General features: G+C 59.8%; 4 protein-coding genes. 3 read left to right on the top strand and 1 reads right to left on the bottom strand.

Annotated elements, in window-relative coordinates:
* The first annotated feature begins 48 nt into the window (after positions 1-48).
* The 3 genes from CKW30_RS09850 to CKW30_RS09840 all read left to right on the top strand — a co-directional run bounded on the left by CKW30_RS09850 (position 49) and on the right by CKW30_RS09840 (position 4212).
* Complete coding sequence (locus CKW30_RS09850; protein ID WP_056783701.1) at positions 49-636, top strand: YecA family protein; 588 nt, start codon at positions 49-51, stop codon at positions 634-636.
* A gap of 10 nt (positions 637-646) precedes the next feature.
* On the top strand, positions 647-1042 hold the full coding sequence (locus tag CKW30_RS09845) for a YbaN family protein (protein ID WP_056783699.1): 396 nt from the start codon (positions 647-649) through the stop codon (positions 1040-1042).
* Positions 1043-1191: 149 nt separating this feature from the next.
* Complete coding sequence (locus tag CKW30_RS09840; RefSeq protein ID WP_095180685.1) at positions 1192-4212, top strand: Ig-like domain-containing protein; 3021 nt, start codon at positions 1192-1194, stop codon at positions 4210-4212.
* A 167-nt stretch (positions 4213-4379) separates the two neighbouring features.
* Here the strand turns inward: CKW30_RS09840 and CKW30_RS09835 are convergent, their stop codons facing one another.
* Positions 4380-12227: a retention module-containing protein gene (locus CKW30_RS09835; RefSeq protein WP_095180684.1), complete on the bottom strand. Its 7848-nt coding sequence runs from the start codon at positions 12225-12227 to the stop codon at positions 4380-4382.
* Between the last annotated feature and the right edge of the window lie 220 nt (positions 12228-12447).

The following is a 12447-nucleotide window of genomic DNA, read 5'->3' as shown; positions in this document are numbered from 1 at the left end:
AGAAAGCCTAGAATTCCCGCATTGTTTATTCCCCAAGGTAGCCCCGTAATGTCCTTCGCTGAGCAACTGACCCGCCTGCAAGTCTTCCTCGATGCCGACGAGCTGCACGACGAGGCGCTGGATTACGTCGCCGCCCACGGTTACCTGACCGCGCTGTCTATCTGCTCCGAAGACGTTCCGGAGCGCGAGTGGATCGACGCGCTGTTCGCCGAAGAGCCGCATTACGCCGACGAAGCCCAGCGTGCCGAAATCGAAGCCACACTGATCGGCCTCAAAGCACACATCGCTCGCCAACTGGCCTCGGATGAAGAATTCGAATTGCCGTGCGAACTGGATCTGGGCGAAGAGCCGGACGATTCCGAATTGCGCGGCTGGTGCATCGGTTTCATGGAAGGCGTGTTCCTGCGCGAAGCGGCCTGGTTCGAAACCGCCGAAGAAGAAGTCAGCGAAATGCTCCTGCCGATCATGGTCGGTTCCGGCCTGTTCGACGAGCAGCCTGAGTTCGAAGACATCGCCAAGGACGCCAACCTGATGGACGACATGATCGTTCAGATCCCGGAAGCCCTGACCGCGCTGTACCTGCTGTGCCAGGCCCCCGAAGAAAAACCGGCGATCCTCAAGCCCCGTCATCACTAAGACCCGGCCTATGGACAACCCCATAGGCAACCGCCCCCTGATGTTGCGCTACGTCCTGCTGGCCATCGGCTGGCTCAGCGTCGCATTGGGGGTGATCGGTATCTTCCTGCCGGTCCTGCCCACCACCCCCTTCCTCCTGCTCGCCGCGGCCTGCTTCGCGCGCAGCTCTCCGCGCTTCTATCGCTGGCTGGTCGAACATCCACGGCTGGGGCCATGGATTCGCGACTACCTCGAAGGCAACGGCATCCCGCTCAAAGGCAAGGTCTACGCGATCGGCCTGATGTGGGTGAGCATTCTGTTCTCGTGTTATCTGGTGCCGTTGGTTTGGGCGCGTGGGTTCATGCTGACCAGTGCGGTGTTGGTGACGGTTTATATTGTGCGGCAGAAGACCTTGAAAAAACGCTGATTGCTCCACCGTCGGCGGCACAACCGTTCATCCGATATCCGTCCGCACCTGTCAGAGTTGACAGGTGCGCGCTTTAACGTCGCATGCTTAATTCTTCCGTATCGGCGCTGACAGCCCAGGTAAGCGCCCCGTATGGAAGGCGAAAATTCATGACCAGCTCACAATACCTGATATTCCCTCCTGCGCCGCGTTCCGGTATCGGTGTGCTGGCCCTCTATCCGCCGCAACCACTCCTGCACAAGCTGCAAACTGACCAGAGCTACGGTATCAACATCGCCATGATTGCTCAGAACATTAACGGATTGGGCTTCAGTCTCCCGGCGTATCTGTCTCAAGCCCTCGGTGACCGGATCGAAGTCTTCCTCGATAGACCCGATGTCACCACCCCTTCGTCCGTGATTGATTTCGCCCTTACAGAGGACGATTTTGAGGCCGATGGAAAGACCCCTAAAACCGTACTTTTTTACATTACAGCTGAAACCCTCGAGGAGAAATTCCTGCCGTTTACCGACGTCAGGCTGGATTGCTGGTTTAAAGTCACGAGACTGAGCGGCAACCCGGGGGAATCGCCACACTCACAACTCTGGTTCAAACATCCCGCTCCGGGCGAAGCGGACATTGACGGCGGCAAGCCTTCCAATCAGGGCCTCAAGCTGCCGATCGCATCGGAAAGTATCGTCGATCAGAACGTCATCGATGAGGGCATGGAAGTCACGGTCAAGCATTACTTCAATCAGCAGATCGGCGATACGGTCGTGCTGACATTTGGTTCGCTGCGGCTGGACTTTGTCGTTACCGACGACTCGGCCGACATCGTTTTCAAGCTGACGCCTGACTTGCTCGGCAAATTGCAACAAACCAGCAATCTGGTGGTGCGCTGGAGCGTTTATGACGTTGTCGAGAACTCCAGTGGTTTTTCGGAACCGCTCATTCTGCCGTTCAAGCCCGTAATAACCCTGCTGACCGCGCCGATTTTCGAGCAGTCCGATGCCGACGACGTAATACACCATGACTGGCTTGCAGGCGGCCCGACGAACATTCTCCTGACGGGCAGTTTTGCGATCAACGATGTGATCGCCCTGACACTGGAAGGATTCACCCGAAACAACGTGCCAGTCACTCATACCTATTCTTTAACGGTGACCGTAGACAGCAAGACACTGAACTTTCCCGTGGAAAATTTCCGCATTCAAAATGTGATAGGTGGAAGTTTACGGGCAACTTATATTCTGACCAGAGCAGGTCAGTCCAAACTTTCCAAACCTGCTGACGTCACCGTTGCGGGTAAATCCTTGCCACTGGGAGCACCGGAGGTCACCCCACTGGTGGAAGGTGAGCTGGCAGTCGACACTGCCAAAGCCTTTATAAATGTCGCCAGTTTCTGGCCCTTGAAACAAGGGGCAGAGGTCAAGCTGCATTGGCAGACCACAGACATCAACGGCAAGTTGGTACGGTTTACTTGGGGACAGCTTGTAACGGATCCTTCAAAGCCCATCGTTTTCGAGGCTGAGAACGAGTACATCAAGCCCTACGCCAGCGCGAGACTGGCCGTGCAGGCCACCATCACCAATCCCGGCGAAAGTGAAGTCTTTTCCGATATCGCGCAGTTGAAGATCGGCGATCCCAAGGAGCTTGTCCTCACGCCGCCCTCACTGGTATCGCCTTTCACTAATCCGCTTGATCCCTTGGCAGCGCTGCCGAGCATGCTCGTGGAGTATCTCGATGCCACGACCGAAAAAGTCCGTCTGGTATGCACACCACTGCCTCTGGGATTTGATCGCTTCCCGCTGGTAGAGCTTGATTCGGCCAAACAAGCCCGCTTTCCGTTCGACAGGCGCCTGATCGTGGCGCTTCACGGTGAAACCGTGCGATTCAAATTCAACCTGAATCAGGACGGCAAGAAAATCGGATCTTCTCCGGAAACTGAGATTTCTTTCAAACTGATCGCTGATCAGGATCCCAGGTTTCCGAGACCGCGAATCATTGGCATTGATAACGCAATCCTGGACGTAAAAAAACTGACCAGCGCAGACAAATTGGCGGTCAACCTCTGGCACGGACAACGGCCGGGCCAGAGCATGACGCTGGTGCTGATCGGCATCGACAGCAAAGACAACCCTGTTCGCCACGTCATCATGAACGCGGAGGCGAGCGTCACCAGCGCCGGGCTGATACGGGAACTGTCAACGCCGACGCTGGAAGTGTTGAAAAATCTCAAAAGCGGCAGTACGGCGACATTGATATTTTCCGTGCGCCTGGGGTTGCGCGGCAATCCAGTGGAATTTCCCCACCAGACCTATCAGATCGAATCTCTGGTTGAGTTGCAGCCGGTCATCACACTGATTAAGGACTCGCAGAACAGGGAGATTCCGCATAGCGACCTGACGGTTGATCCGAATGTCACGATCGAGGGAACTGCGAGCGTAGAACAGCAGGTTGAAGTTCTGGTGAATGGCAAGTCGATAGAGACATTGACCACAGACAAGGACGGGAAATTTTCAACGCTATTGAAGGGGCTCGTTGTCGATGTACTGACAGTCGTGCAGATTCGAGCACTCTATGGCGACGGTCTTCTCTCTCCTTTACGCTCGTTCACGCTGCGCAAAGCGCTGCAAGTCAACAACAGCGCCATGGCCCTGTCAGGACTGAGAGTTTATGCATGGCGCCACACTCACAGTGCAGATTTTCCAAACAACACCCAAATCCGCGCCGCCGTCCCGTCTACAGGCGTCCACCCGATCACCTACAGAAGCAGTAATCCGAACGTGGCTTATGTCGACGGCAACGGGAAAGTCACGGGCATACGTAACGGCAATACGTACATTACCGTACAGGACCGATTCAGCTCATTTTCCTATTACGTCAGTGTGACGAATGTTTATCAGTTGGCTATCGGCGGCTACGGCATGACACACCAAGAGGCGCTCAACTGGCGATACAGCATTCCGGGCGCAGAAGCCATGGGTGGTGCACTGCACACAATGCAAGTGGTATATGGACCCGATCCTTATTGGCCAATAGCCGCTGGGGGCATATACCGGATGTGCGATGAAGGCGGCTGCCCGAGCAACTCGCGGTCGATATATGCGCATGCCAATGGCGGAATTGTTTGCCATCCGGACCTGAATGCCCGATGGGCTCCATGGTGTATCTATCCCATTTACGGATAAACCGGCCTCTTCGCGAGCAGGCTCGCTCCCACAGTTTCACCGCTCTCCCCTGTGGGAGCGAGCCTGCTCGCGAAGGCTGACTTAAAGACAACACGTCTCTACAGACAGACAAAACCCACCGTCCCGAATCAACCGGGGCGGCGGGTTTTGTTGTTTCAGACCTCAGATCAGACCGTATCCACCTTCAACGAATGATCATTGAGCATGCCGCTGATGATCGTCGCTGTGTCGTGACCGCTGGCAATCATGCCGCCTGCGCCCGGGGTCACGCCGTAGTGGCTGGCGAGGTTGACGCCGGCCAGGTCGATGGTCTGGCTCGGCGCGGCGCCGGCCATGGCGCTGACGTCGATGCTGGTCATCACCGAGGCGCCGCTGCCGCTGACGGTGAAGTGCAGATAGTCGTCCAGCGACGCGGTACTGGCGTTTTCGCCTTGCAGCAGTTGCGACAGATCGAGCCTGTCGGTACCGGGGGTGAAATCGGTAATCAGGTCATGGCCGCTGTTGCCCTTGAGCCACTGGAAGGTGTCGGCCCCTGCCCCGCCCGTCAGCGTATTGTTGCCCATGCCACCAATCAGTAAGTCATCGCCAGCGCCGCCATTGAGGAAGTCGTTGCCGAGGCCACCGTTGATCACGTTGTTGTTGCCGTCGCCGGTGAGGCTGTCGTTGAAGTTGGAGCCGAGCAGGTTTTCGATGCCGGTCAGCGTATCGGTACCGGCGCCGAGGGTGTTCTGCGCACCCAGCAGGCCGAGATTGACGGTGACGGCGGCTGTGGCGTGGGCGTAGCTGGCGGTGTCGCTGCCAGTGCCGCCGTCGAGCAGATCGTTGCCCGCGCCGCTGTAGAGCAAGTCGTTGCCAGCGTCGCCGTGCATTTCGTTATTGCCGGAGCCTGCCGTGAGTACGTCGTTGCCGTCGCCGGCATTGATCACGTTGTTGCCGCTGCCCGCCACCAACACATCGTCGCCAGCAGTGCCGGTCAGGGTGTGGCCGTCCTGATAGCTGATGCTGACGTTGGCCGTGTCGCTGCCGCCGTGGTTGTCGTTGGCGGCGTAAGTGCCGTGGTAGTCCGGCGTGATGTCGTGGGCCGCGGCGTAGTTGAGGGTCATGGTCAGCTGGTAGTTCTCCGCCGCATTCGGGTTGCCGCCACCATTACCAATGTTGGTGATGTGAATCTGGTAGACGCCGTCCGCCGAGGCGCTGAGGGTCTGGCCATCCGCCAGCGCCATCCAGGCACCGCCATTGAGCGAATACTCCATGCTGATCTTACCGGCACCCAGATTGTGATCCAGATTGAGGGTTTCGCCCTGACGCAGATTGACGGTAATGCGGTCTTCATCGTTGGCATTGCTGTTGCTCACCATGCCCAGATAACCGCTGACCACCAGCACGGCGGTCATGGTCGCGGCATTGGCGCTGAAGGCGCTGCGCACATTGGCCAGATTCTGGTTGGCTGCGTTATTGGTCTGCCCAGTGAAGCCGATCAGGCCGCTGCCGGTGAAGTCCGCCGCTTTCGACACCCAACCGGTATTGAAACTGGTGGGTGTGGCGTTGAGGGTGTCGCCGTTCGGATCGGTGTCATTGGCCAGCAACAGCTCGCCCGGCACCACGATATTGCCCGACAGCACGTTGGTGATGACGTGATCGTCCATCGCCACCGGTGGCGCGTTGGGGATCACTTTCACCGTCAGGGTGGAGCTGGCCAGATCGCCGTCGTTGTCGCTGACGGTGAAGCCGATGTTTTCGGTGATCACCACTGCGGTGGTTTTCTGCGAGGTGTAGCTGTATTCGCCGGTATCAAGATTGACCACCAGCGTGCCGCTGTTGTTGGTGGCAATGCTGACGCTGTTGTTGGCGGTATTGAAGGTGCCGTGATTGGCGCCGCCGCTCGCGGTCAACGAACCCTGGCCACTGAGGGCTTTCGGATCGTAGGTGTAGGTGGTGCCGTCGACCACGATCGACTTGATGAAACCGCCATCGGCGCCGAACGAACCGCCCTCGCCCAGCAGCGAACCGGTGACCGGCGCGCCCTGCACGGTGCCGGACAATACCGAGTTGAGCTGATTGAGATCGGTGACCACCACCGCATTGGTATTGGTGTGGTTAATGCCGTCGTAGGCCAGCGGATCGAGGTTAGCGTTGCTCACGCCACTGCCCAGACCAATGGCGTAGTTCTTGATGTTGTTGGCGTCGAGGAAGTTTTTCAGCGCGGCTTCGTCAGCCGTGCCGATGTCGCCCTCGTTGGGCTTGCCGTCGGAAAAGAAGTAGCCGACGTTCTGCGCCCCGGTGAGTTTGCCGGAGGTGTTGAACGCGGTCTGCATCACCGCCACGGCGGCGTCGTAGTTGGTGCCGCCGCCGGCGTTGAGGCCGGCGAGGAGTGTCTTGGCAGTAGCGACATCGACCCACACGGTGGTGCGGTCGGCGGCATTGCTGCTGAACGTCACCAACTGCACTTTCACATCGCCCAGATCATCGTACTTGTCGAGCAAGGCACCAATGGCCTGCTTGGCCAGTGCCAGCCGCGACAGGCCCGGCACGCCAGAGGCATCAGCCATACTGCCGGAGATGTCGAGGACGATGAGAATGTTCGAATCGATCTCCACTGCGGTTACCGAGCGATCCGAGGCAACGGCTTTCGGTATGTCGTCGACGATGTTGACCACGAGGGTGCTGGTGGTGCTGTTGCCCAGTGCATCGGTGGCTTTGTAGGTGAACGTTTCGCTGAGGGTGTTCGGCCCGTCGTTGGCGTTCGGCGCGGTTTTCGGCGCCGAGGTCAGCGTGTAGGTGTAGGTGCCGTCAGCGTTGAGCAGCAGTTGCCCGTAGCTACCGGTGGCGTTGCCGACCAGGGTGTAAGTGATCGCGCCGCTGCCGCCACTGACCGAACCGACCAGCGTGCCGCTGGCGGTTTCACCGGTATTGCCCGGTTCGCTGCCGGTGACTGTGCCGGGGGCGAGATCCTGGCCATCCTTGTTCAGGTCGAGGGCTTTTTCATAGACCGTCACATCCTGATCGACCGAGGCGACCAGTTTGCTGTCGGCGACGTTGATGGTCAGCGTCGTGGTGCTTTCATCGCCATCGCTGTCACGGATGGTGTAGGTGAACGTGTCGGTCGCGCCCGGCGGGCTCACCGAGTTCGGGTTGCTGTGGTAAACCGCATTGCCCGCCGCGTCGAGGGTCAGGTAGCCGTAGTTGCCGTTGATGTTGCTGTTGAGCCCGCCGCTGGCTGATGTCGCGGTGTTGCTGCCGGCGCGCACGCCGACCACCGTTGCGGCACCATCGGCGCCGCTGAGGTCATTGCCGAGCACACTGACATTGACCGTGCCGCCCTCCGCTACCGAGCCGGTATCGGCGTTGGCAGTCGGCAAATCGTCGACGATATTGACGTTGATCTGACCGCTGGCGGTACTGCCATCGGTATCAGTGGCGACCACGTCGAAGCTCTCGCTGAGGCTGTTGGCACCGTTGGCGTTCGGATGAGCTTCGTTGTCGACCAGGGTGTAGCTGTAACTGACCACGCCGGTGGCCGGATCGTAACCGGTGATGGTGAAGGTGCTGCCCAGTGGCGAGACCACCGATTGCGGCAAACCGGCGGCGACGCCATTGCTGATCACCGCAATGCCGCCGACCGTGAGGGTTTGCAGGCCATCGAGGGCGGTCACGGTGAAGCTGCCGCTTTGGGTCAGCGCCGAGGTGTTGGGGCTGCTGCCGTCGCTGAGGTTTTTCTCGTAGACGGTGATTTCGCCGCCCTTCACATCGAGGCCGTCGAGGCACACCGGATCGTCGTTGTTATGGATGTTCAGCACCAGGTTGGCGGTGCTGGTGTCGCCGTCGGCATCGGTGATGGTGTAGGCGAAGGTTTCCGTGCCGTTGCCGCCGCCGTGGAGGTTTTTGAAGTCGGCGTCATTGGCGTCCAGCGTGTAGGTGTAAGTGCCGTTGGCGTTGAGCACCAGGGTGCCGTAAGTGCCGGTGAAAGTACCGGCGGTCACCGGGCCGCTGGCGACGCGGTCGGCGCCTTGCACATCGTTGTCGAGGACGTTGCCGGTCAGGGTCACCTGGGCTTCGGTCGCGTTGTCGGCATTGCTATCATTCAGCGCCTTCGGCACGTCATCGACGATGCTCACAACGATCGTGCTGGTGACGACATTGCCCAGCGAATCGGTGGCCTGATAGGTGAAGGTTTCGCTCAGGCTGTTGGCGCCGTCGTCAGCATGCGGCGTGGTGGTCGCTGGCGAAGTCAGGGTGTAGGTGTAAGTGCCATTGGCATTGAGGACGATCTGCCCGTAATTACCGGTGGCGCTGCCGACCAGTGCATAGCTGATCGCGCCGACCGCACCAGTGACCGAGCCGACCAGGGTGCCGGAAGCGGTTTCGCCAGTGCTGTTCGGATCGCTGCCGACCACACTGCCCGCCGCCAGATCCTGGCCATCCTTGTTCAGGTCGAGGGATTTTTCGTAGACGGTGACGTCAGTGTCGCTGACCGCTTTCAGGCAGCTGTTATAGACGTCGATGGTGATCGTCGTGGTGCTTTCATCACCATCGGAATCGCGCACGGTGTAGGTGAACACATCCACCGCACCCGGACCGTTCACCGCGTTGGGATTGCTGTGATAAACGGCGTTGCCGTTGGCATCAAGCGTGAGGTAACCGTAGGTGCCGTTGATCTGCGAATTGAGTCCGCCGATGGCCGAAGTCGAGGTGTCGGCACCGGCACGCACGCCGACCACTGCGCCGGTAATCGCCGGACCATCCGCGCCGCCGACATCGTTATCCAGCACATTGCCGCTGACGGTGCCGCCCTCCGCCACCGAAGCCGCGTCCGCATGCGCGGTCGGCAAATCATCGACGATATTGACGTTGATCTGGCCGCTGGCGGTACTGCCATCGGTGTCAGTCGCCACCACGTCGAAGTTCTCGGTGAGGCTGTTGGCGCCGTTGGCGGTTGGATGGGCTTCGTTGTCGGCCAGGGTGTAGCTGTAGCTGACCACGCCGGTCGCCGGGTCATAACCGCTGATGGTCAAGGTGCTGCCCAGGGGTGTGATCACCGATTGCGGGAAACCTGCGGCCATGCCGTTGGTGATCACCGCGATGCCGCCAACCGTGAGGGTCTGCAGACCATCGAGAGCACTGACGGTGAAAGTGCCGTTCTGGGTCAGCGCCGGGGTGTTGGGGCTGGTGCCGTCGCTGAGGTTTTTTTCGTAAACGGTGAGTTCGCCACCGTTGACGTCGAGGCCGTTGAGCAGCACCGGGTCGTCGTTGTTGTGAATCTGCAGAACGAGGTTGGCAGTGCTGGTATCGCCGTCGGCATCGGTGATGGTGTAGGCGAAGGTTTCCGTGCCGTTACCGCCGCCGGTCAAGGCTTTGAAGTCGGCGTCGCTGGTGTTCAGCGTGTAGGTGTAGGTGCCGTCGGCGTTCAGCATCAACGTGCCATAAGTACCGGTGAAAGTACCCGGCGTGACTGGGCCGGTCGGTACGCGATCGGCGCCTTGTATGTCGTTGGTGAGGACATTGCCAGTCAGCGTCAGTTGGCTTTCCGAGGCGGTACCGTTGCTGTCGTCGCTGGCTTTCGGCAGGTCGTCGACGATGTTCACGTCGAGGGTGCCGGTGGCCGTCGTGCCGTTGTCATCGACCACCGTGACTGCGAACTGCTCAGGCAGATTATTCGCGCCGTTGGCGTTCGGATGCGCTTCATTGTCGGCCAGGGAATAGCTGTAACTGACCACGCCGGTTGCAGCGTTGAAACCAGTGATGGTCAGCGTGCTGCCCATTGGTGTGGTGATCGATTGCGGGAAGCCTGCGGCGACGCCGCTGGTCACCACGGCGATGCCGCCAACGGTCAGCGTGGTGACGCCGTCCAGTGCAGTGATGGTGAACGTGCCGTTTTGCGTCAGCGCGCCAGTGTCCGGGGCGCTGCCGTCGCTGAGGTTTTTCTCGTAAACCGTCAACTCGCCACCGGCGACGTTCAGGCCGTCGATGATGACTGGATCGTCGTTGTTGTGGATCTGCAGAACCAGATTGGCGCTGCTGCTATCTCCATCGGCATCAGTGATGGTGTAGGCGAAGGTCTCTGTGCCGTTGCCGCCACCGGTCAAGGCTTTGAAATCGGCATCGCTGGTGTTCAGGGTGTAGGTGTAGGTGCCGTCGGCGTTCAGAACCAAGGTGCCGTAAGTACCGGTGAAAGTACCGGGCGTGACTGGACCGGTGGGTACGCGGTCGGCACCTTGCACGTCGTTGGTCAGGACGTTGCCGGTCAGGGCCAGTTGGCTTTCCGAGGCGGTACCGTTGCTGTCATCGTTGGCTTTCGGCAGGTCGTCGACGATGTTGACGTCGAGGGTGCCGGTGGCCGTCGTGCCGTTGTCGTCGACCACCGTGACTGCGAACTGCTCAGGCAGATTATTCGCGCCGTTGGCGTTCGGATGCGCTTCATTGTCAGCCAGGGTGTAGCTGTAACTGACCACGCCGGTTGCAGCGTTGAAACCGGTGATGGTCAGCGTGCTGCCCAGTGGCGTGGTGATCGATTGCGGGAAGCCTGCGGCGACGCCGTTGGTCACCACGGCGATGCCGCCGACGGTCAGCGTGGTGACGCCGTCCAGTGCAGTGATGGTGAACATGCCGTTTTGCGTCAGCGCGCCAGTATCCGGAGCGCTGCCGTCGCTGAGGTTTTTTTCGTAAACCGTGAGCTCGCCGCCAGCGACGTTCAGGCCGTCGATGATGACTGGATCGTCGTTGTTGTGGATCTGCAGAACCAGGTTGGCGCTACTGGTATCGCCGTCGGCATCAGTGATGGTGTAGGCGAAGGTCTCTGTGCCGTTACCGCCGCCGGTCAAGGCTTTGAAATCGGCATCGCTGGTATTGAGCGTGTAGGTGTAGGTGCCGTCGGCGTTCAGAACCAAGGTGCCGTAAGTACCGGTGAATGTACCGGGCGTGACCGGTCCGGTGGGCACGCGGTCAGCGCCTTGGATGTCATTGTTGAGGACGTTGCCGGTCAGGGTCAGCAAGTTTTCCGAGGCAATGCCGTTGGCGTCGTCAAACGCTTTGGGCACGTCGTCGGTGATATTCACGTCCAGCGTGCCAGTGGCGCTGTCGCCATTGCTGTCGGTGGCGATCACGGTGAACTGTTCGCTGAGATTGTTCACGCCGTCGCCGGCCGCGTGGGTTTCGTTGCCGTTGAGGGTGTAGCTGTAGCTGACCGTGCCAGTGGTCGCGTTATAACCGGTGATGGTCAGGGTATTGCCCAGTTGCGTGGTGATCGACTGGGGAAAGCCGATCGGCACGCCGCCAACGATCACGTTGATGCCGCCGATGCTCAGGCTGTTCAAACCATCCGCTGCCGAGACCGTGAAGCTGCCACTTTGCGTCAGCGCGCCTGGATTGGCCGCTGTACCGTCAGGCAGATTGGCTTCATTGAGGTTGAGTTCACCATCCGCCCCATTGAGGCCGTTGAGGATGACCGGGTTGTTCACTGGTGGCGGTGGCACCACGACCGGCGCCGGCGTGTCGTCGCCATTGTCGATGTCCGCGTCGCGACGATACTCGGGAAATTCGGGAATGCCGTTGAAGCCGGCGGTGGGGAAACCGATGATCGGATCGACCCGGCCACCGACTTCGGTCAGCAGAACGAAGCTATGCCCGCCGCCCAGTTCACCGGTATTGCCGGTGGGCGCGTTGGGGCCGGCCGCAGTGGCTTCGGCAGTTTTGCTTGGGTCTTCACCGGCGGCGATGGCTTGCTGGATTTGCTCGACATCGGTCAGTTGCGCCTGGCTTGGGGTCTGCGCTTCGTCGACGTTCACCGGCACAGCCTGGTCGGCCAGCAATTGCCCGGTCATGGTGATGCTGCTGCCCCGACCGAGGGTCAATTCCTCGCCGTTTTGCAGTTTCACTGCCACCGCGCCTTCCGCGCCGGTGATCAGTTGATCGCCGGCGTACAAACGATCGCCTTCGAACAACGGACGCTTGATGCCGTCGCTCGCTTGAGCGAACACCTGACCAATGACTTTTGTGACCGTACCGATGAGCGCTGCCATGTGAAATCCTCCGCTGCCGACCACCGTCGGCACAGGTTCGCGAAGCAGCCCATGGCTCAATCGGGTTGCCGGGGGCGACGCTCGCACCCTCGACAGTTCGTTTCGCAGGCCCGGTTTGAGGTGAATTGTCAGCGCTATCAAGCACTTGCCAACCCTGTTCAATCCGCCGACCCACTAGCGCTACGTAACGGTGGTGAATCACCCGAGTGACAAAAATCTG

Origin of the sequence: Pseudomonas sp. Irchel 3F6 (assembly GCF_900187595.1) — a bacterium.
Classification (GTDB): Bacteria; Pseudomonadota; Gammaproteobacteria; order Pseudomonadales; family Pseudomonadaceae; genus Aquipseudomonas; species Aquipseudomonas siliginis.
This window is presented reverse-complemented; position numbering and strand designations above follow the sequence as displayed.

What these genes read in the sequence shown, in the direction of transcription:
- CKW30_RS09840 (WP_095180685.1), top strand. Translation starts at nt 1,192, where the DNA reads ATGACCAGCTCACAATACCTGATATTCCCTCCTGCGCCGCGTTCCGGT.
- CKW30_RS09850 (WP_056783701.1), top strand. Translation starts at nt 49, where the DNA reads ATGTCCTTCGCTGAGCAACTGACCCGCCTGCAAGTCTTCCTCGATGCC.
- CKW30_RS09845 (WP_056783699.1), top strand. Translation starts at nt 647, where the DNA reads ATGGACAACCCCATAGGCAACCGCCCCCTGATGTTGCGCTACGTCCTG.
- CKW30_RS09835 (WP_095180684.1), bottom strand. Translation starts at nt 12,227, where the DNA reads ATGGCAGCGCTCATCGGTACGGTCACAAAAGTCATTGGTCAGGTGTTC.